The sequence below is a fragment of the Saprospiraceae bacterium genome, from assembly GCA_016717265.1.
GTDB lineage: Bacteria > Bacteroidota > Bacteroidia > Chitinophagales > Saprospiraceae > Vicinibacter.
Window position 1 is genome coordinate 299,877 of record JADKFX010000001.1, and the last position, 23,946, is coordinate 323,822.

At 32.5% G+C, this 23,946-nt stretch carries 13 protein-coding genes; 5 read left to right on the forward strand and 8 right to left on the reverse strand.

Translation table 11 applies throughout. The annotated features are described in order from the left end of the window. Positions 1–490: 490 nt before the first annotated feature. Positions 491–2,731 carry a hypothetical protein gene (locus IPO86_01430; GenBank protein MBK9726756.1) on the forward strand — a complete coding sequence of 747 codons (2,241 nt, stop codon included), beginning with the start codon at positions 491–493 and terminating at the stop codon, positions 2,729–2,731. Between the two features lie 212 nt (positions 2,732–2,943). Further along, positions 2,944–4,086, forward strand: coding sequence for a T9SS type A sorting domain-containing protein (locus IPO86_01435; protein ID MBK9726757.1), 1,143 nt, complete (start codon positions 2,944–2,946; stop codon positions 4,084–4,086). Positions 4,087–4,236: 150 nt separating this feature from the next. On the opposite strand, the gene IPO86_01440 is transcribed toward IPO86_01435, so the two are convergent. The 7 genes from IPO86_01440 to IPO86_01470 all read right to left on the reverse strand — a co-directional run bounded on the left by IPO86_01440 (position 4,237) and on the right by IPO86_01470 (position 15,756). Continuing rightward, a complete protein-coding gene (locus tag IPO86_01440) occupies positions 4,237–5,703 on the reverse strand; it encodes a RagB/SusD family nutrient uptake outer membrane protein (GenBank protein ID MBK9726758.1) in 1,467 nt (488 codons plus the stop codon). 25 nt (positions 5,704–5,728) lie between these two features. Then, positions 5,729–8,905 carry a SusC/RagA family TonB-linked outer membrane protein gene (locus tag IPO86_01445; GenBank protein ID MBK9726759.1) on the reverse strand — a complete coding sequence of 1,059 codons (3,177 nt, stop codon included), beginning with the start codon at positions 8,903–8,905 and terminating at the stop codon, positions 5,729–5,731. Positions 8,906–9,483: 578 nt separating this feature from the next. Further along, positions 9,484–10,644 carry a glycosyltransferase gene (locus IPO86_01450; protein ID MBK9726760.1) on the reverse strand — a complete coding sequence of 387 codons (1,161 nt, stop codon included), beginning with the start codon at positions 10,642–10,644 and terminating at the stop codon, positions 9,484–9,486. Continuing rightward, positions 10,632–11,768, reverse strand: coding sequence for a glycosyltransferase family 4 protein (locus IPO86_01455; GenBank protein MBK9726761.1), 1,137 nt, complete (start codon positions 11,766–11,768; stop codon positions 10,632–10,634). The genes IPO86_01450 and IPO86_01455 overlap by 13 nt, the downstream gene beginning before the upstream one ends. Continuing rightward, a complete protein-coding gene (locus IPO86_01460) occupies positions 11,758–13,392 on the reverse strand; it encodes a hypothetical protein (GenBank protein MBK9726762.1) in 1,635 nt (544 codons plus the stop codon). Before IPO86_01460 ends, IPO86_01455 begins: the two co-directional genes overlap by 11 nt. Beyond that, complete coding sequence (locus IPO86_01465; protein MBK9726763.1) at positions 13,392–14,822, reverse strand: oligosaccharide flippase family protein; 1,431 nt, start codon at positions 14,820–14,822, stop codon at positions 13,392–13,394. The genes IPO86_01460 and IPO86_01465 overlap by 1 nt, the downstream gene beginning before the upstream one ends. Continuing rightward, positions 14,815–15,756, reverse strand: coding sequence for a hypothetical protein (locus IPO86_01470; GenBank protein ID MBK9726764.1), 942 nt, complete (start codon positions 15,754–15,756; stop codon positions 14,815–14,817). Before IPO86_01470 ends, IPO86_01465 begins: the two co-directional genes overlap by 8 nt. Positions 15,757–15,881: 125 nt before the next feature. On the opposite strand from IPO86_01470, the gene IPO86_01475 reads away from it, so the two are divergent. Further along, on the forward strand, positions 15,882–16,955 hold the full coding sequence (locus tag IPO86_01475) for a hypothetical protein (protein ID MBK9726765.1): 1,074 nt from the start codon (positions 15,882–15,884) through the stop codon (positions 16,953–16,955). Positions 16,956–17,136: 181 nt separating this feature from the next. On the opposite strand, the gene IPO86_01480 is transcribed toward IPO86_01475, so the two are convergent. Further along, positions 17,137–22,125 carry a hypothetical protein gene (locus tag IPO86_01480; GenBank protein MBK9726766.1) on the reverse strand — a complete coding sequence of 1,663 codons (4,989 nt, stop codon included), beginning with the start codon at positions 22,123–22,125 and terminating at the stop codon, positions 17,137–17,139. Positions 22,126–22,286: 161 nt separating this feature from the next. Here IPO86_01480 and IPO86_01485 point away from each other — a divergent pair, with 161 nt between their 5' ends. Both IPO86_01485 and rsmG read left to right on the forward strand, forming a co-directional pair. Further along, complete coding sequence (locus IPO86_01485) at positions 22,287–23,303, forward strand: glycosyltransferase (protein MBK9726767.1); 1,017 nt, start codon at positions 22,287–22,289, stop codon at positions 23,301–23,303. Further along, on the forward strand, positions 23,304–23,936 hold the full coding sequence (gene rsmG, locus IPO86_01490; GenBank protein ID MBK9726768.1) for a 16S rRNA (guanine(527)-N(7))-methyltransferase RsmG: 633 nt from the start codon (positions 23,304–23,306) through the stop codon (positions 23,934–23,936). Positions 23,937–23,946: the final 10 nt, after the last annotated feature.

Here is a 23,946-nt window from a genome sequence, read left to right on the forward strand (position 1 = left end):
CTTCCTAAAACTTCGTGGGAAGCAGAGCGAGAATGAGAGCAAAAGCGGAATTTGATGCTCTTCAAAATTTTAATGCCACATTTTTTGTGGCTTTTTTAGTTTAGGGAGTAGGTGTTCTGGTTTGTGTTAATCTTAATCTCATATCTTCCTAAAACTTCGTGGGAAGCAGAGCGAGAATGAGAGCGAGAGCGGAATTTGGTGCTCTTCAAAATTTTAAAGCCACATTTTTTCTGGCTTTTTTAGTTTCAAATAGAACTGATTCAAACTAAATAATTTTGATTAAAAATTACACATTATACCTTTTTAATCCATTCCATTTTTATTTGAAAAAGTTCAATTATCAATTTTAAATTGCTCATTTTCAAAAATTGCTTGATTTTCCTTTTAAAAATATAAAAATCAAGAATTTTTAATTTATCTTCAATTCTATTTTTTAATCTGCTTACTTTTTGCCAAGCAGCATTCTTTCATCCATAGGGATCATTAGCATATGAAAAAGCAATTGAAAAACCTTGTATTCACTGCCTTACTTTTAGTAATTAAACTTCATTTCTTGCAAACTCAATGCTCTCCACCAATGTCGGAAGAGTGCAATCAGGTGAATGTCCTTTGCTCATTGGATGAACTGAATGGTTATGCTTGTAATAATACGAGTACAGTACCGAGCCATTGTGGTCCGCTATGTTCTCAAGGCGGAATCGGAGAAAACACAAGTTGGTGGGGCTTTGTAACGGAAGGCGGGAATGTCACGATGACCTTAACTATAGGTTCGTGTAACACCGGTCAAGGACTCCAATTTGGAATTTGGGGAGATTGTCTGTGTGAGGAAGAGATTGTATGTCGTTCTAATCCTTGTTCAATACCTAACAGTGTAAATACGGTAAGTGCAAACCTTCAGCCTTGCAAAACGTATTATTTTTGGATAGACGGTTGTAATGGAGATTTTTGTGATTTTACGATAAGTACTTCAGGAGGTGCCGCACCTACTTTATCCCCTTTAGGGAAGATCAATAATAAAGCAAATATGATTCTTGAACCTATTTGCGAAGGTGCTTGTAATGTATTGTTTTTTGTTAATCCACAAAGCGGAGGATGCAAACCCCATTATGTTTGGACCCTAGATGGAAATGAAGTAGGTGGAAATATAAACGAGATTCGACTTGATTTACCGGATTCAGGAGATTTTATTCTCTGTGTAACTGCTTATATAGGCAATCCTCAAAATGGTTCAGTTTGCGCTCAACAAGGTCCGCAATGTGCTACGCTAAAAGTCAGACAGATTCAAAATAAAATTGGATTGCCACGCATTCTTTGTAAAGAGCAAACAAATGCTAGTGGATATAAATGGCATTCTCTACGAATTAAGGAAAGTGGAATTTATAGTGAGCAATTTTCGGATGCGAACTGCTGTAAATTTGATTCTATTGTTGAATTTATTGTTTTAGAAGCGCCAATACCTGAAGCTGTTTATTATTTAACATGTAACAATACACCCTATACGGATGCTGCTGGTAAAAAACATCAACCTTGTTTGTTCCAATCTGAGATCGCACTTCCAAAAATAACAAATCCATATCGCTGTGATAGTTCTATCCTGTTAACAGCCGTAAATGTAGATTTTGCGCCATCATGGGATATTCATTGTTTTAATGCTAAGGTTGAATTAATACCCAATTTAAGCATTTTAAAACCTTGTAATGCCGGTGAAATCTATGAATTTGAATATCGCTGGTTTAAAAAAAGTGATCCCTTAAATATTTTGAGTACGGATGAAAGATTATTCGTTAATCCTGTTTCAGAAGACTATTGTCTGCAAGTCATAGTAAAGACAACACTTGAAAATAAAACTGCGATTTGTACTAAAACCTTTTGTGAAACACTTCAGGAAGGTAGTTTAAATCCTGAATGTTCCTTTACCATGAACAGTAGTAAAATATTTTGCTTTGATTCCATTGGGACATATTGGATTGATTCATTTCTCCCTAAAAAAGCAAACTTTTATACCTGGACAATAGATGGAGGATTTATAGTTTCAAATCCTGACAGTTCTGTTGTCAATGTAAAATGGTTATTAAATTCTAGAGATACCGGAAAAGTTTGCGTATCCTATGATACAGATTGTGGGACTAGCTGCGAAAAATGTATTGACGTCATACCAGACACAAAAATAGCTGGTCAGGATTTTGAAAAAAGAGGCCTTTCAGCTTATTTAGATGCAAAAGCAAATCCAAATGGTAGCTGGAGACTCCTTAGTGGTCCACATAAGGTTACAATTTTAGAACCCAACAATCCAAGAACAAAATTCATAGCATTTAATTATGGTGTCTATTGTTTTGAATGGACAATCAATGACCCCAACTGTATTGTGAAAGATACGCTTTGTGTCAACTTGCATAGCTTTAAAAAAGCAAGTCCTAAATATCCAGATTTAATATTTGAAGAAAGGGCTGGATCCATATCTGATCAAAATGGAATGCAGAATATACTCTTTACACCTAATTTGATTGAAAATAATGGAGTAAGTTTTGTAACCACAAATGTTGCCATAAACAGTATTATAAATTATAGCTGGATTGATATTTATGGTCGCACCATACATCAAGAAAAAAAATTATTAGAACCGGGAATTCAGCGTGTCAATATAAATTCTCCAATGAGTTCAGGAATGTATTTTTTAGTCATTGAAATAAATGGAGAACATTCTATTAGCAAAGTTTGTGTGCTTGATTAAACGAGCATTATTTTCTAAGTATACAATATTGCTGATATAGTCTGGTTTAGCAGTGTGCGATAATTTGAATGAAGAAAACGAAAAAATTAGAAATAAAATAAATTCAATTCAAGCCCATCCATCTCTGGATGTTGTAAATCTTAGTTTGAAAGAATACAAATTTCATTCAGGAATTCAATTAACTTTGTTGCCATAAACTTTTAAACATGGCTATGATTAAATCGAACTGTTTTTTGACTTTAGGATTCCTATTTCTCAATCTGATATATGCATTTTCCCAGCAAACCATAAGGTCAAGTATTCTTCATGATGGCCTCACCCGCACATTTTCATTTTATGTACCTGCCAATTATACTTTAAAAAAACCGGTCGCCCTGGTCTTTAATTTACATGGATATGGCTCCAATAATGATCAACAGGAATTTTATGGAGATTTTAGAAAAATTTCTGATACTGCTGGTTTTATTGTAGTACATCCAAATGGCACATTGTTTCCTCAAAGTAATCAAAGCTTTTGGAATGTAGGCTTAGTCGGAAACAGCAATGTTGACGATGTCGGATTTATTCATGCATTAATAGATACCCTTTCAAAAGCGTATTCCATAGATCCTGAAAGAATTTATAGTACCGGAATGTCAAATGGTGGTTTTATGAGTTACCATTTAGCCTGTGTTAGTAATCGCTTTGCAGCCATCGCTTCTGTCACAGGATCTATGACTTTGCAAACCGTTTCCGCTTGTAAAAACGCTTCTCCATTACCAATTCTTGAAATTCATGGCGATGCCGACCCTGTAGTTGATTACAATGGATCCACAGGGGTTTCTTCCATTCCATCTGTCTTGGCTTATTGGATAGCTAAAAATGGCTTGAACACCCAAAACCTAATAAAATCCAATGTTCCAGATATTAATAAAACTGATGGTGCTTCTGCAGAACTTTATATCTATCCGGGATTAAATGAAGTCCAACATTATAAAATTCTAAATGGCGGACATACCTGGCCTGGTGCATTAATTGCTATTGGAACTACCTGCATGGATTTTAGTGCAAGTACTGTGATTTGGAACTTTTTTAATAAGTACAGAAAGCAAACCGTAAATACACAAGATTTAAATATTGCAGATTTCCAGATTTCACCCAATCCTGTAACAAATACGATCAAAATTACTCAAACAGAATTTAATGAGGGTGCAAAATCAATTCAATGTATAAATCAATTAGGAATTGCGCTTCGAACAATAACAATTCAAAGTTCTGAAACATTAGTAGATTTAAGTGATCTGCCATCGGGCATATATTTTCTGGTAAGTCAATCACAGAAAAAAAGTAATCAAATAAAATTTATTAAATTGTAAGCAAATAATAAGTTTCAAAAAACAACAGTATGCTTGCAAAAATATAGCCGAGACTTATGCTGAATTTAATACAGATAAAATAATCTTTTGCTTTCTAAATAGCAACTAATTCCTGTATTCAATTTTATTAAACTAGTTTATCTCACTCGCTTAATTCGGCAAGCACAATTTATTAGTTGATAATTCGCCACTGGGTATAGGCCAGATATAATTCTTTGCACTTGTTAAAACTTCTGGAGCAGTTCCAATACTTCCAGTCTTTGCAGGTAAACTTTGTGTTCTCCTTTGTAAATCTTGTAACCGAAGGCCCTCTCCTAAAAATTCAATACGTCGCTCCGTTAAAATGGTATTGATCAAACTATCTTTGGTCGAAATTGCTTCTGAAGGAAAAACATACGTTGGATTCGAGCGATGTCTAACGGCATTTAATAAATTCGCAGCGGTGCCTAAATCATTTAAATTTGTTGCTGCTTCTGCATAATTAAGCATCACTTCTGCATAGCGTAATACAGGAACATAATCCCTAAATGGAGCCGTTGTAATAGAAAATTTCTTTAATACTTTTTGCTTGGCTGCATTACTTGTAATGAATGCACTTCTGGCGTCTTCCTTCCCGGTTAACGCTGGATTACCAACGATTCCTGCAGTCGCTAAGAAAATTATTGGTTGTGTTAAATAATTAAATGCCAACGCATATTGTGCACTTGGTGTTTCTGTATTTGAATTCGCAAATGGAATAAAAAAAATAGCTTCTGGTCCTGTATATGTTCCTGTAAACACATTTGCAATGGCAGATTCTAAATTGTGCGTAATGGAGCCGGATGTGTATTGATATGGACTGTTTAAGGGTACTAATTTAGAAGCCTCTTCCACAACTTTTTGGTAATTTGCCTGATTCAGATAAACTCTTGTTTTTAAAGCGATCGCAGTACTCTTATGCGCTCTTGAAATATTTAATAATGGCGTAGTATATGCAATTGGTAAGTCCTCTTCTGCTTCATTCAAATCTAACAATATTTGATTATAAACTTCTTCTACGGTGCTTCTAACCAAATCATTATATCCTACTCCAGTAATAGCCGTTAATCGTAGCGGTAATCCCAATGCTGTTCTATCTAAATTAAAAGGCTTTGCATAGGTTTGTACCAGACTTAAATAACACAATGCTCTTACATATTTTGCTTCTGCTATATATAATTTAGCAAGACTGTCTGAAATTACTTTTGTCTTTTGCAATTGCTCAATTAAAATATTGGAAGCATTTATAGCAGTATAACCTGCAGACCATACATTATTAATATATTCATTAGTAGAGGCCACATTTTGATTCCAAACTGCAGAACCTGTCGCTGCGTTTCCATCATTTTGCCCAAACTCATCACCCCTTTGTTCATTAAAAACAATAAAACGACCTCCATAAAAATTTTGATTCTGCAATTGACCATACAAGCTATTTACTTGTGCTAAAATTTTTCCTGGTGTGCTAAATGCTTTTTCCTGATCAATACTTGTTTTAGGAACTGTATCTAAAAAATCCCCTTCACAAGCTGAGAACAGAACTATCGAAAAAATTCCAATAGTTAAAAGTTTTAAATGTATTTTACTATAGAGACTCATAAAATGAATTTAAATTTATTTTAAATTAAAAACCGACATTTAAACCAATGGTAAATGTTTGTGCATTGGGCGGTACGTTTTGATCTTTTCCAGAATGAATTGAATTTCCATTTATAGAAACTTCAGGATCTGAACCTCTGTATTTTGTAATTGTAAATAAATTCACTGCTTGCAAATAAATCCTTGCTGATGAAATTTTACCTCTGAATACATTGTTATTTACAGGAAGTTGATATCCCAATGAAATATTTTTTAACTTAAGATAATCTCCATCTTCAACTTTTGATGTAGCTGAAAATGAAAATCCGGCAGATACATTATCCCCATAATACAGTTTTTGTATTTCGGTTTTCTGTCCAGGTGTAGTCCAACGATCTTTAATAAAAGTTCCATTATTAAAATACCGTTGATCTGAGTTGGTAGCCCGGGTTCCATTATACAGTTTATTGCCACCTACAAATGTAAAATTAATGTTCAAATCAAAATTTTTATAAACTAGCGTATTGTTAATTCCTCCAAAATAAGTTGGCAAGGATGGGCCTTGAATGACTCCATCTTTATAATTATCAATGGCGGGAGCGGCAGTTCCATCCAAATAGGTCCATCTTGGAGATCCTATATGATTATATTGTACTTGTTTACCTTCGCTATTTAAAAAAACCATCAATCCATTCTCAGGATTTACTCCTATGGTAGGAACTGCAAAAATAGAACCTATAGAATATCCAACGCGGGTCATGTTTTGAACTCCAAAAATGCTTGGCACATAAACATCACTCACCAAAGAGGTTACTTTGTTTTTCAAAGTAGAAAAATTAAAATTAATATCCCATTTAAATGAATTCAAATTTAAAACTTGTGCATCCAATCCTAATTCAATCCCTTCATTGTACATACTACCCACATTGGCATTGATATAGTTTCCAGGAATCCCAGCCGAAAGTGCTTGAGGTGCTTTCAAAATCAATCCATCAATCAAATTTTTATAATAATCAAACTCTATAGAAATCCGATCTTTCAAAATGGTAAAATTTAAACCCACATCCAGTTTAGTACTCGTTTCCCATTTAAGATCCGGATTGCCGGCTTGCGCATAATTTAAAGTTGGGACTCCACCATATGTATTTGAAGTATATGCACCGATTGCAGGATAATCACCGATTTCACTATTACCAACAACCCCATAGCTTAATCTTATTTTTAGATTATTAAAATATTCTTTAAAAGATGCGTTTTGAAAAAAGTCTTCTTTATAGACATTCCATCCAATTGACGCCCCTCCAAAATTTCCAAACTTATTTCCATCTGCCAAGGCAGATAAACCATCCCGACGGAAATTAAAACTCAATAGATATTTTCGATTAAAATCATAAGTTACATTTGAAAAATAAGATAACAATGCATTCTCTGTAAATACATTTCCAATAGGTGATATATTCGCAAAACCTCCCTGATAATTTGAATAATCAGGATCTGTTATATTTGAACGTTGGGCTCCCCATGAATTGACCGTAGTTTTAATTCGTTCCGTTCCTAAAATAATACTAAAATTGTGGTGTTCTCCTAATGTTGTATTAAAGGAAAGTGTATTTACCCAATCAAAACGATAAAATTTAGAAAAAATATTTGTTGCACTACCATTTGCAGATGCACCGCCCCCATGTATCGGATTTAAAAATGATTTATTCTGAACTTGCAAATTATTAATGCCATAACTCGATCTGAATAAAAGATTTTTATATACTTTATACTCTCCGTAAACATTTCCTATCAATGTATTATTTTCAGAAGTATTCACATCGAGCTTTTGAACCATAGCTAAGTTATAGGCATTAATCGTTCCTATCGTGCTTGGATTATTTTTGCCATATCCTACACTGATTCCATTTTGAATACTATAAGTACCATCTGTATTATACACAGGTACGTTTGGCGGCAACACATAGGTCATCCTGGCTAATGGCTCATTGGTAATATATTCAGAATTGTAAGAAGACGAAGACAAAGAGTTACTCGGAATGGCTCCTGTGTTTGGACCAATATTCATCCCATTACTATAAGACATATTTGCTCCAACCTTTAAAAAATTATTCAATGTATTTTCAATATTTAAGCGCGCTGAATAACGCTCGAAACTATTATATTTGATAAAACTATTTTGATTGGTATAACCTAATGAAAAATAATAACTCGTTGAATTATTTGCACCTGAAATACTAAGATTATGATTGTGTGAAATTCCAGGTCTAAAGGCAACGTCATACCAACTGGTATTTACAATACTACTGTCAGGATTATACATTAATGCATATCCCGGAGCTCTTCCTGAATTTACCATAGCCTCATTCTTAATCATTACATAATCTTTAGCATCCAACAGTTCTGGTAAATTGTAAGGTGTACTTCTGCTTAACCAAGTATCATAATTAACTTTGACTCTTCCCTTTTTTCCTTTCTTAGTCGTAATAACCATAACCCCATTTGCTGCTCTCGATCCAAAAATAGCTGCAGCAGAAGCATCTTTTAAAACGTCAATAGATTGAATATCATTTGGATTAATATCAGACAACGGATTGTTGCCAACCATCCCACCAATTGATCCTACAAAAACAGCTACACCATCCACAACAACTAAAGGAAATAATCCAGACGTAATCGTATTAATACCCCGAATTCTTAGTACCGGTGTATTGTTCAAAATATTTGTTGGCTGAATAATATCAATTCCTGGTGCTTGTCCACCTAAAAGCTGATCAAAACTTACGGAGGGTCTACATTGTAATTGCTTCGTACCGATGCTTGAAACAGCACCAGAAAACTCGCTTTTCTTCTGCACAGAATATCCACTTACAACCAAGACTTCCTCTAACTCTGTACTTTTTTCTTGCATTAGAATGGTCACAAATTCGGAGGCATTCAGAATTAATTCTTGTGAATCATAACCCACATAACTAATGTTTAATACTAATGGAAACTGATCTGGTACTAAAATTGAAAATTCACCTAATGTATTTGTTAATATTGAAGCTTTCAAAGATTTAAAATAAATGTTGACCCCTTCGAGAGCAGAATTATTCTTGGAATCTACCACGCGTCCTGTCAGTGTAATATTTTGTGCAAATACAAAATTAGAAAGAAACAGAAATAATAAGATTGCTAAATAATTGTTTATCCTTAAAACGTATGTATTTATAATATTCATCAGTAATGGTTTAATCAACTAAATAAACTTAAAATAATTCAATACTCAATGTTTAATCTTCTTTCAATATTAGCTATCTTAATTAGCACAGTTCCCGATTGCTATAATGATATTTCCAAGAAATTGCAATTAATAAAAAAATGGCAAATATTAAAAGTGAATTACAAAAGTAAGGTATTTCGAAATCATGAGCCAGATTGACTTCAATTCTGTAAAATTAAATGATGAAACCAAGCTTTATTCTTACAAAATGACCAAATTAATTGATTAAAAATCATAATTCAGGTACACAATAATAATTATAACTAAAATTTTACATACATAACAAATTGAAAATGGTGCAAACTCCTAAAATAAATTGAATTGATAAATTCCATTTATTTACTTGATTATAAAAAATGTGTTTTGCTGATTCATCCAATAGATAATTTGACAAATTAAATTGTATAGCAATAAAATTCTACAAATAGATTATCTAATCTAATAATATTTCTTAATTATCACATATTGATTCCATATCAATTGTTATTAACCTTAGTTTAAAACAAATGCCAATTTTCAAACTTAAAACACAGGAATTACTTTATAAATTTATTGAACACCCGACTCCAGGCTTCCGTTAAATTCTTTGCAGGCTCCGATATATGAATCCGTGGAATGTTCAAGGATTTCGTTATAAATTCAGCAATTGATTCCAATTCAACTTGATTTACTAACACATGAATTACAGCGTTCTGTATTGTATTTAAATAATGCCAACTTGAATCTTCAAAGGAATGTAAAAAATTGATAATTGGAATTCCAGTTGCTTGATACTCATTCAACTTACTTGGCAATCCAGGATTGTCCTTATTCGCAAAATTTATTAAAATATCCGTATTTGAATAAGCCTGAATGAGTTCATCGTCAGTCTGACAATATCGAATTTTAATAATATTCGGAAAAATATTCTCCAATTCATGCAATTTTGAAAATTGAACTCCATATAATTGAATCAATATCCTGGTTTCCGGAAATAATTCCACCAGCTTCAAAAGTATTTTCATTTCATCCAATCCTTCCCGCACTATAGGATAGGTATTTCCAATAAATGATAGCCGTATTTCATTAGATTGAATATGGCGGATTCTCTCAATATCCAATGATATACCATTTGGAATGACTGTCATTTTTTCATTCTGAATCAAAAAGTAGGATAGATAATATTGTTTTAAAGAATTTGCATTTAAAACAATATGGTCACTAAAATTTAAAACGCTCTTTTCATATCGATTTATCAAAAAAGCGTAAGGACCGTTGTTGGAAGTATTCTGATTTGAAAAAATATCACCAATATCCACAATCCATTGATGTCTAAAAAATAACTTTAAGAATACACCAATTAAATGTGCACTTATTGGGTTCGAAACGGTCATGATAAGATCATCTTTCCTTCGAAGTTTAAATATATAATTAAATAGAAATGGAATCATATAAATTATTCTGTCATCGGGAAAAATATATTTATGAAAAAATCGGATTACAGAAAAACGTTTTAATTTACCCCTAAGTTTGCTCTTCATTCTGATTTTAAATCCACTTCGGAAAACAAAGCTGGGATCAGCACATTCTTCATCAATGCTACTTGTTATAGTCAACAAATCATATTTTTCATGCAAATATTTACTATACAATCCAACCCGGAAAGATCGCGGATTTCTTAATGGAGGAAAGTTCAAGCTAAATACTACGATTCGCATACCATGGATTGATAAACGGACCTCAGCTCAGCCGCAGAAATATTATTAGAACAATTAATATCGACCGTCTCCAAAGCGTTTCTACATAATTGCAAATACTCCTTCTGATTAAATTTGAGCAAGGAATCCAACATACATTCCACTGCTTCCGGATCATCCTCCGGTAAAAGGATACCATTATAAGCATTCACGATAATGTCAGGAATATCACAATGTGCTGTAGTAATGACTGGTCTTGCTAAGCTTAAACTATCTTTTAATAAGACCGGACAGCCTCCTTCTGTATCCTGCGCACTCGATTTCTTACTTAAATTAATTGTAAAATGAGAATTACTTAGCTCCTTCAAATACGCATTAAAAGGCAATAATCCTTGTATCCGGATATCATGTTTTTGCTTTAAGTCTATTGCTTTCAAAAGATTTACATAATAGTTTCTATCTCCTTGCTCCCCGTAAAAAGATATTTGAAATTTTCCTATATGCCGATCTTTTAATGCATCTACCAGTGCAATTTGGTTTTTCTTTTCAGTAAAAGTAGCTGCTTGAAAAAGTTTAATGGGTGTTTTACACTGAGGTTTACTAAATCCATTTTCAATCTTAAAAAGCATATGGACTTTAAAGATTTTTGATGCAGGAATTCCATAGGATGCAATTAAATTTGCAGAATAATTACCCTCCACAATAAATCTTCCACCCAAATTCGCTAATTCTATATAATCTTGTTTGGTTTCTGGTTTATAATGGATTAAATACTCATAATCAAAACCATAAAGTGAAACACAAAAAGGAATGTCAAGTTTTTGCAACAAATCTCTATATTCAATTGCAAGATGTCCAAAATGAAAATGAAGAATTTGTATCTTCTGCTCAATTATTGATTGCTTCAATTTACGCACCGTACTTTGGAAACGAAGTCTCTCTTTGAATTTATCTAGAATACCAATTGGGTAATTAATTGACTTTTGTGGATTTATAAAATAAAACACAGTATTTGGATCTTTGATATAGTATTTTGCAAATATAAAATGTTCACAATAATTAGCAGTACGTTGCCATAATCTTTCCATCCAATTCATGGTCTCTGGTAAGTAACAATCTATAATATGCAGTACTCTATAAGACATTGGAATTATTTTTTGAAAGCATTCTCAAAATGAGCACTAATGACAACATCCGCAATTTCCGTTCTCGGTTATGCAAAGTATATCTAAAGTCCAGATCTAAAATATCCCGCCTAAACTCCTGAATCCAAAAATTAATTTCCTGATCAAAAAGGTTATAATTAATAAAATGCCTGGAGCTCTTTGAAATTTGAAAAAGCCGCTCTACGATCGAGGGAATCCTGAAATTTAAACTTCTTACATTCGCACTTATTCTGGATGGTGGAATGCCTGTTTTTTGCCAGGCAATATCTAATAAATTTTTAGATAAGCTTGAATTCAAAACTTCTAAATAAAATTTACTATTTAACTGTAATTTATCGTCAATACTATAATTAAAATCTAGCCACTCCATATTGTAAAATGGAATAACAATTTTAGCATAAGAAGACATTAAATAAATACTATGCGCCGATTGATTTCTAATTTTCTGATCTACAATATAGGGATCAATAGATTGTGTATCATAAAATGAATCATCTGTTTTAAGATTCTGTGCTACACTTTTAAAATGACGAAAACCAATGTCTTCCGTAATTCTTTGGTTTAGTTCATATGAACTTGAATAAATTCCACCCCCATAAAACCCATGAAAGATATGCGAATATTTCGAACGCCATTGACTCTGCAAATTGCCTTCATGTAAATGACCTAAATGTAACAATCCATCGACTTTCCAAAAAGAATCTAGCCTGTTTTGCAGCCAATCCTTCACTTCTATATCAAATAAATGATGCTTAATTCCTAGCTCCTTTGCTACTTTAGATGCTAATAAAACTTCTTTATTATTCCCAGTTGCAAAGGTGAATGCTTCCATTGGAAAAAATCCAGTTGAAAGTTGTGCAATCCATCTACTATCCAATCCGCCACTCAAACTTATCCCAAGGCTTGCAGAAGATTCAAATTTTAAATTAGAGATTCCGTTTGTAAATAGTTCAATATATTTTTGTATTTGAACTTCTTTACTCAATGATAGCTTCTTTACCTTCTCCCAACTCCAGTAATAGCTATGTGTTAAACGCACATCATTGTTATTCCAGTGATAGATACTAGCGGGTCTCATCCTTGAAACCTCTTTATACCAACTTTGATCAAACATTAAATGTCCATTCTCGAGATAACTAAATAAAGCTTCCCGATTAATATGAAGTCTAGACCGCCTCAGCGTATTAAAATATTTAATTTCTGAACTGATCAAGAGTACTTCAGAGTCTGAATAATAATAGACGGGATAAAATCCAAGGTGATCTGTAAATAGATACCAATTGTTACCATTTTTATCAAATAAAAAAGCACAAAAAAGTCCATTGAATTTTCTAAAAACTTCATCCAAAACATCTGCCTGAACTGCTCCATTAAAATAAAGACTATCGAGATCTATTTTAAAATCACGATACTGTGTAAAATTTCCCAGAATATATAAATCTACTTCCGAATTCTGAAAATGCAAATAATCTTCGTCAAAATTGGAATCATTCAGTAACGCTGCATCATACATCGAATGCAATACAGAAAAGGATTCATTTAAAACTTTGCAATCCTTTAGCTTTGACTTGGTAAATGTTTTATAAAAAAGAAAAGCGCCCATTACATGATCCGAAGTTTTAACAAATCCAGAACTTTAGTTTTGTAAAATAACAGGCTTACAAGAAAAAGAAGACTTACACTACAAAATAAAGAGGGAATCAAAGACAAATGAAGTCTGGATAAAAGAAATATTAAAGCAACACATACTAATAAATATAAAATATATCGAATTAAAATATCAAAAAACGACTTTCGATTATCACAGTATTTTAGCAATTTAAAAATGGTATAAATCAAGACACTTAAACTTACAAAGATATTAATCAATAGAAACGTTAAAATATCTGTCTTTGTAATGAAAATAATTCCTATAAATAAATAATTAATAATTAATACTACAATATTCCATTTGAATAAATTCTTAGATTCCCCAAGAGCTAACAATTGATTGAAAATGATATTATTCACGGATCGAATGATCGCCATTATTAAAATGTACTTTGCAAATAACAAGATCTTAGCCTCGGGATCCTTAAAAGCGAATGCTATAATAGGTTCGATGTGTGCATAAAGAAGAATATAAATAGAAATGCATATTAAAGCATGACTTAACAATGATTCCGTGATAATAAGCTGTCGGGTTTCATTATCCTGCTGGTGTTTAGAAAGTAGCGGCAGGATTGCTCTATTAAAAATTGGATTGATTTTTGAAAAAAGCAAATAACTTATCTCTGAAGCAAAATTATACGGACCTAATAATAGCAATCCAAATAAGGAGCCCACAAGCACCGTATCAAAATTACCTTGCACAAAACTAATACCCTGGTTTAAAACTTGATATGCAGAATATCGAATATGCTCTTGCTCTGAAATACGATCATTCTCTTCAATCACTAATTGCTTATAATATAAGTAACAAACAAAATAATAAACTGAAAACCGAATTAATAATCCAATACTAAAAACAATTAATGGCGAAAAATACCAAATGGTAGAAACTATAAAAATAAATTCACAACTGGCACCTGCCATTTGGGAAATGCTAACTTGCTTTTGCTTTAAATAATGACTTAAAATACTAGCATAATAACTAAAACCTCCAATGATTATAAAAAGCAATAAGCTATTCAATACGATGATGGGGTTCATCATTAGGTAATTTGATTCCCAGATAAAAAAAAGTGCAATTAAAATTAGTCCTAAAATCACCAACATCCATTGAATAAACTGTTCCTTTCGTACAATTTTAAAAGTAAATCCAGGTTTTTGGATAATCGAAACAAACATTCCAGGCTCAAATAATGCAAGTGCTAAACGGAAAATGATTTGAAATATCGTATAAATTCCTAACTCCTTATAGCTTAAAAACTGCCCTAATAAAACAATACTAATGAGCTGCAATATGGACATATACAAAGAACCTCCAAAATTCCATCGAAATAAATGGTTAAGAGTAAGATGAGGAGATTTTTCTTTCACTGAATTAGTCAAAAAGTTTTTTCAATTGAAAATAATAGAATATAGCGGGAAGATAATTAACTTTCTCAATAAAAAAACCAAATCCATCCTTCACAAGCACGAATCCTAATCTTTTTATTTTAAGTTTAGGAAACGATTCTGTGAGCCCATCGTAAGATTTCATTCGGACTACCAATTGATCATTCAAAATTAAAAATGGACTGTAGTTACACTTCGCCTTCCATTCAGACACTGGATCTGAAAATTGAATTCTAATATAATTCATAAAATCATGTTCACTATGACTACTTATTCCTTTAGAATCTTGTACTATGCGCTCTTTTGTTCCAGCGATTAATACAAACAATTGATTCGAAGCATGCAGGATGAGCTGATTGCATATAGAGCTGACATTCCCTTTTGAATTTATAGGAACCTCCTTTTGTAATAAAATATCACCAGCATCCATTTGAGTATTCATTAAATGAAAACTATAACCAAAAATTGGATCTCCAGATATCAATTGCCAAAATACAGGATGTGTTCCCCTGAATTTTGGTAAAAGAGAATAATGAAAATTAATAATGCCACATTTTGAAGCATTCAAAGTTAAATTCTTAAATTTAGATGAAATTCCAGCCGTAAGCACAAAATCCATATTTTTCAAACGCTCTTGAATAGTGTTTCCATTCACATCCGTTTCAAGTTGAAACTCAATTTGATGTAATCGACAATAATAAATCCAATATAATATCGAGCTTTGCTCTTGCAAATAATACAATATTCCTTTTAAAAAATAAACAAATCTCAATATAGCATCAGGTTGCTTGCTATAATATTTACGTTCCTTTTGTTTGATACAAAAATAATACAATTGCTCAGGGCATAACTCCTGTAATTTTACTAAAAACTTTTTAGTAAAATAACTTTCTGGAGTTCCGATAAAAGAAATATGTAAACCCTGCACTATCTGATTAACGTTTTCATTCTAAAGATATCTTATTAACGAAGACAAAATTACGCTAGCATTCCATATGCAGGGAATAGAATTTTCATATATTTAGTTTAAAATGAATTTACTTTGTTATAGATATGGAATATGATATCAGGCAGATCAAAGAAGCAGAAATGCGCAGCCTAAAATGGCTTTTAAGTTCATATCTTAAACATGGAACAGGTGGTTTTCCGCATAGCCGCTGGAACTATCTACCTGCTTGTATTGCCTGGACTAAAGATTATCCTGAAACAACCGGTTATCTAATTGAAAATCTGCTTAGCAAGCAAACTTTGGAAAAAACTCAAACAAAAAAGATTGCCGAAGCATCCGGGGATTGGTTACTAGCGATTCAAAATCCGGAAGGTTATTTCTGTTCAGGCATTAAATTTAAAAAACCGAGTGCCTTTAACACTGCACAAATACTATTTGGATTTCATGAACTCTACTTGTTAACCAAAGAAGAAAAATATTTAAACGGCCTTAAAAAAGCATTTAACTGGATACTAAAAAATATAAATCCAGCTGGTATTCTGACTGCAGGACTTTATGTTGAAGGCTACTATGCAGCCTATTATTCAAGAGCTTTATGGCCCCTGATTTTAGCCGATAAACAATATTTTAAAACCGAAAATATAATATTACTAACAAATTCAATGGACTCCTTATTCTTAAATAAAAATGAGTTTCATTTTTTCAATAACTGCGGATTTTCAAAATCCCAATCTGCAATAAGTCATACGGTAGCCTATGCACTTGAAGGATTTTATGAATCCAGCACATTGCTAAATAATAAAGGGATCCAAAGTTATATCATCGAAATTTTAGAAATTATAAGCAATCAAATACTGAAATACAAAAAAACACCTGGCTCTTATTACAATAATTTAACAGGAGATTATTCCTTTGTTTGCGTCACAGGAGAAGCACAATTTTGTGCATTGCTTTTAAAAGTATACCACCAAACTGAAATTTTAAAATTAAAAGAAGCAGCCAAAATACTTTTTGGTAACCTACTAAAATACCAAATTCATTCTGCATCTCCAGAGCATCATGGTGCATTTCCTTCTTCAGTACCTATATGGAAACCCTACTTCCCATTTCGATACACAAACTGGACTAATAAATTTTTCCTGGATGCCTGTTTTGAAATGAAAAAATTAAATGCCTGAAAATAATCCCGCATAAGATTTAAAGAATCTACAATCTCGATATTAATTCCGGAAATAAAACGGTCTTTAAGCTTAGCGTTAAATAGTATAATAGTTAAAACGAAGCCATAATATTAAGGAATCCTTATTTGTAAATCAAGATCTTTAGATTGTAGCATTTATAAATTCAAAATCTCAAATTCTATCTCAGAATCACCATTTTACCAAAATCATTCTTGAAATAATTATCTGTATTTGTATCGAATTTATCCCAGGACTTATTAAGTTTATCTTTTACTACAAACCGATATAAATATACACCATTTGCCAATCGATCTCCATATTGATCCGTTCCATTATACTCAAATTCAGTCATATGTGTACCTATGGAGAGAGGCCCCAATTCTTCCCGTGTGATTTCACGAACCACTTTTCCAGATACTGTTAAAATTTGGATCATATAATGGTCAGGCAAAATATCTCCTGTTAAAGTATAAACAAATCTTGTTTTGGATGTAAACGGATTAGGATAGTTTAATAAATTACTTACAGATGATTTCCGGATGATGGTAAAGTCTGTAATATAATCCTGATCTGTTGCTGCATTTCCGGAACCGTCAATTGCTGTTACATACAAAGTATGAATTCCATCTCTTGTAAAGTCTCCTTGAATGATCGCTTTAACTTTATTGTCTGTGGTTGAAGCTTGTATAAATCGCACATTATTCTGTCCGAAATAAATCCGTTGAGGAAAGCCTCCAGGTTCTTTAATTTTAAGTGTAAAAACTGAGGTATCATTTAATAATAAATCTCGGTTTTCATCTTGTAGTGTGATTTCAATAACTGATTTACTTGAAACAATTTCTTCATTATAAATTTTATTTCGATCAAAAGTCACATCGATATATGGTTTTCGCTTATCTCTACGCACAAAAAATGGAATGATGGCAGTATTATTAAAAGAATATAACTCAGGTTGATCATTTTCCGGATTTAATTCAATGAATAATTTATGCGGACCATAAACACTTGAGCTATTAAAGCTGAACGGGATCTTTAAATATTCCAAAGCCAAAATTGGAACAAACCTTTTAAAAGATTTAATTTGTTGGTTTGCCTGATTTACAATCGTAAATTTCACCAAGAGGCTATCCATTTTTACTTCACTAATATTTTGAGCTACAATCTCCACATCATAAATATCCCCTTGATTAATAGTGTCTTTAGCTTTCTTTAAAAAATTTGCCGGATTAAATGCAACATCTGGTAAACTTGCATATTGCACACGCCAGAAATTTAAAGCAGGTGCTGTCCTTGAGCTGGTATCACTAGATTTCCATTCTAATTTAATTTTCGGATACTGCGCCGTGTTGATCGAACTTAGATCTTGCTCCGTATTGGAGAGGATACCAAACAGTTTATTCTCAACACCGTTGGCATCAATTCCATAAATTGAAACTTCTTGCTGATCTTCATTCGAATCAAAACCTTTATAATTCCAAATAAATTTATCCCAAACTTTTGCAGGTCCGATGATTCTTGATTGTATGTAACCAGCTGTTTGTGGTATTGTAAAGGAATGTGAAATTTCATTCTCGTCTGTAAAATTACCAACACTTTCTTTCACTTCAAAATCGGTTCTACCTTTTCTGAAAATCATCAAGTATGGAACCGAATTAAAGGATCTTAAGCTTCTCACTTCTTGAGCACCTAAAGATTCAAGCACCGTATAAATATTTTTTGGCCCATCAGATTCCCATAGTTCTGGATAATACGAATTTTGATACTGACTCAAAGTGCTTATTATAACTACATGATCCTTTGGAATATGCTGCTCCAAAAATTCAATGAGCGCAGCTCGTTCCAAGGTTGTTTGCGTCTTAAAAACGAAAAATGGTTTATTTATATATCCAGGATCTGTATAACTATTAAAATCACCACCCGTACTATTGATCCACATTCTGCCATTTACAGGATTAAATACATTTATAATGATTCCTGAAAAATTTACATTGTAATTCCAATAGTCATAATCGGCTGCAACATCGGTTCCAACATATACCCGAGGACGAATAAATGTGGGTAGTTCTATATACCCGTTATTTGCCCGAATTTCTATAAAGGATTCTGCATATGCAAAATTTCGTTCTGGTTCATTCAACTGCATTTTATAGAAATCATTCTTTTTATGTTGGAAATAATGAGACTGATTCCAACCAGGAGTCCCTGATGGCAGAAATATAAAAGATGAATTTCTCCAGGCAAATACACCGGAACCAATACTATCAGGAGCTACCCTCCAGTAATACACTGCATTTGCAATTAAACTTTGATTCGGAGTCCAACTGATTACACCACCTGTCTGTTTGATTACTGTTTTTTGCAATAATGAACTATTAAAATATTCTGTGGTATCCATTTCAAGAAAATAATTGCCAACCGTAGCTAAGGTATTTCCATTACTTGCAACTAATTTTACATTATTCTGATTCACAATGCCAAATTCTTGTGGGAAAACAGGTCTTGCTTCATTTCCAAAAATATAAAATGAATAGCCTCGCTGTCCTTGAATTATTAATTCATTATTATTTTCTGCATCTGCTAAGGGTCCTTCTGAAATTTCATTCTTGGCATCTAACTTAACATACATCGTATTGTATCCAATGGATTCATCATTACCTATTGGAACTTTAATTGTAAATGCTCTTCTGTTTGAAGGTGTAACTATTTTTGAATTATAAACACTGATTACTTTACCATCTGCTTCCTTCTTTTCAATGCTTAGTAAAATGCTATCACTTGTATAGGCTCCGAGATTAACGATTTCAAATTTAAACTCAAATTCTTTTTGAGAACTAAAAATTAAGGAAGGATTTGTCGATACCGTTTTTGAATCTATAGTATAGTCTTGATTTGCATTTACATTCAACTGAACCGCAGGATCGCCATTAAAACTCGTAGAATACGCTTGTGTTAACAACCGCTCTCCCCCTTGCTTTTTAAGATTTATATAGGTTTCTTGAATAGCATCCCCGATCGGTTTTCCATAAAATTTTCCTCCTAACTGCCTATAAAACTCACTCCCGTAAACACCTAAAATATCAGGAAAACCAGCGGTTGTATTGGCAAGATACACAACAGACCCTTTTTCCGGTGCCAGATTATGGTCTTCACTGATCGATCTGTTGGGCGCAAACATAGAGCCTGCATAACAACCCATAGCCATAAACATATGATACTTGTCTTTATTCTTATAGGAGTCTACATTTTCAAGATTAAAATCTAAGCGAACAGCTGCTGAATGTCCCATAAAAGCTATAATTGAGCTCCCTTCATTGATCGAATTTTTTAATTTTTCACTATTTGCTACTTCAATTGTACTGCTACTTTGTTTATAAAATGTTAGAACATTTGCTCCAAATGAATTATTTTTTATCACTTGCTCCATTCCATTGAGCTGCCCACTTATTTGCGTATAAATACTTGGATCGCCTCCTGATAAATGAACAATTCTTTTCTGCCATTCTTTGGCTTCAATGGTATGAGATGAATTCTTTAAATAATTTTCATGCGATTTAACTTTATCCAGATAATTCTTTATTTCTGTTCCATTAATTACGGGCAATCTTCCAAAGGAGCACAATGGATTATTTTGATTGTCAGATACCAGAAGCATATCTGCGGCAGGATAAGAAAATGTCGGCACAAAGAAAAAATTGGGATCCAAACCTGCTTGCCTATAATAAGGATATTCCAAACCTTTTCCAATGACTAAAAAATATTTCATCTTTGGCCAAATGGTTTTTACATATTGTGCAAAATTTTTGACAGCTAATGGATGTGTGTGAATACCAAATGCAAATAAATCATATAATTTTTCAACATTAACCAAGGCTACCTGGTATGCACCACCTTCCGGAGAAGATCTATAATTTGCATATTCCTGAACATAATTATTTCCATTTCCATCATTTGTTAACCTAGGATGATATAAAATAATATAATTAAAATCACCTGCATTAAGATTTAGAAAATCCACTTTTTCAAGAGCTTGAATGGCTTTAACTTCGGAATTATTCCATACCAAAATTTCTCGGTCTAAAGTGGAAGCAGGAATGGAAATTTTATAATTACCATTCGCTTCTTTTATACTATTTAAATAAAAATTATTGGTTAAGTCATAAACAAAAATCTCATCCCCACCATCAAAATTTTCAATCTCCAAATATTTTCGAATTAATCCTCCTTCCAGTTTAATCTTTGCAAATTTTGCCTGATTAAATTTAAATAAACTTGGATACGTATATTCCAAAATAGAAACTGAAATTTTGTCTTCCGGATTTGCAATCGCTTCTATTGAAATTTCCATTTGATCTTTTAGATCTGCTGAAGGAAAATTCATTTCTTTTGTGCGAACTTTATATCCCGCAAAAATATCTTGTCCAATCTGGTTTCCACTTAATTTATAGGTGACTTTGTGTGAGGAATTATCCTCTCCATAGCCTCCGGAAATTACCTTAATTTTTGTATCCGGACCAGACAAATAAGCGTTTTCTGTATTTATTGGAAAAGAACGAAATTGAAAATGATCCGTAGCATAGCCTTGACAAGCATCAAACAATGGATATTTTTGTGAATTTTGATACCCTACCCCTCTTTTAAAAGATATTTCAGAAAAAACAACTTGTTTTGTATTTAGAAAATAAGCATCTTTTGGTATTGGTGAGGATAAATCATTTTGAATTTTTGATACATTATTAGTACTTGCAGTTGTTTCCCAACTTATAAAATAAGCCATCGTATCATTGTGCATACTATACTCGCGATTGATTAACTGACTTGGGTCTTCGAATAGCGGCAAATCTAGTTCTGAACGATTTTTAAATGCATAAAATAATAGGTAATCATTGGATGTCATAATCCCGTTGGTGGATCGAATAATTGGAATTTCCACTCCAAATCGGTACACTTTAATTTTATCTGCAGAAACTTTATCTACCGGAATTCCTGCTTGTTGTAATTGTTGAAATGCAATTTTATAAACTCCGTCTGACGCAATTTGAAATTTATAATAGCTCTGGCCTGGCTTAATCCATTCATTTCCATAAACAGATTGCCCATTAAAATTCATTTGGGCATTAAGGCAAAAGCAAAAAGCAATAAAAACGCTCGCTAGGATGATTCGCAACATAGATCAATATTTTGTATGGAACAATAGATAATCAGGGACAAACATATTACATTTTTTTATAATATTTAATTGTTTTAGAGAATTTTTTACCTTTAATGGTGATCTTAGGATTTTGGCTCGTTTTTTTGGTTTGCTCATTTACCCTTCAAATTATTCATTGGGTGTTCATTTTCAGCCGTTTAGCTATAAATATTCAAGCAAAAAGCACAAATTTTGAGAATCCCGTTTCAATTATCATCTGTGCTCGAAATGCACGTTTGCAACTTGAACATAATCTTTTTGAATTCTTAAATCAGGATTACTCTGCATTTGAAGTCATTGTAGTGGATGATGATTCAACAGATGGAAGCTTCGAATGGTTAACATCCTTGTCGAGAAATCAACCAAAACTTAGAATATTTAAAAATCAGAAAACCAAAGAGGGTAAAAAACAAGCCTTGCAACTTGGAATTTCGAAAGCAAGGCATTCTTGGATTGCACTCTCTGATGCCGATTGCAAACCTTCCACTTCGCTTTGGTTAAAAATGATGCTATTAAACGTTTACCAGGATACTAAAATTGTTTTAGGCTATGCTCCTTATCATATTAAAACCGGCTGGTTAAATAAACTCATTCGCTTTGAATGTGCAATCAATTCCATTCAGTATTTGTCTGCTGCCCAATCTGGAATACCCTATATGGGAACCGGTAGAAATTTAATCTATCACAAATCAATCTATAGTGCCTTTGCTTTGCAACCAGAAATAGCCTATGGAGATGATGATTTACTCATTGGTTCTAAAGCTACGAATGAAAATACTAGTATTTGTATTTCACCTATGTCCTTTATTTATACAGAACCAAGTTCTACCTATCAGTCCTATTTTAGTCAAAAATGGAGACACTATGCTGCATCCATTCACTATAAATTAAAAGTTCAAATTTATCTCATGAGCTATTATTTCAGCTTCATTGGATTCTTCATCAGTTGTGCTATTATTTTATTCAGCCCTAATTCGATATTTTCGTTTGTTTTGATTACCATTTATTTTGCCATTTGTTGGTCAATTTTTGCAAAACTAATGAAACGATTAAAAGAAGAAAATTTAACAGCCTACTTTCCTTTTTTATGCATATTATATATAGGACATCTAATGTTGCAGATTCCCTTTTTATTCATCCAAAAGAAATCCTGGTAAATGGAATTAATATTAAACTATTTTCCTGAGTTATCAAAAGAACAGAAAGACTCTTTACAACAATTAAAACAGTTATACGAAACGCAAAATGCATTGGTCAATGTTATTTCAAGAAAAGATATTGATGCTCTTTATTTGCATCATGTTTTACATTCTCTTACCATCACTAAGTTTATCCAATTGAATGCTCAATGCAAACTCCTTGACTTAGGCACTGGTGGAGGGTTTCCAGCGATTCCATTAGCCATTTATTATCCAGATATATCTTTTACTGCGATAGATGGAACTGGCAAAAAAATTAAGGTTGCAAACCAAATTGCAGAAGCATTAAATTTAAAAAATATAAAATTCCTACATCTGAGAGCTGAAGAATATAAGGAAAATGTAAATTTCGTTGTGAGCAGAGCCGTTTGTTCTTTGGATCAACTTTGCAACTACAGCAAATCGATTCTTAAAAAACAATCAATCACCGCTTTGCCAAATGGGGTCATAGCATACAAAGGTGGCGATTTAAATGAGGAGTTAAAAGCAATTAAAAATAAGGCGTATTATGAAATTTGGGATATCTATGATTTGTTTCCAGAAGCTTATTTCCTAGAAAAAAAATTAGTCTATTTACAATTACATGAATAATTAAAAAGCA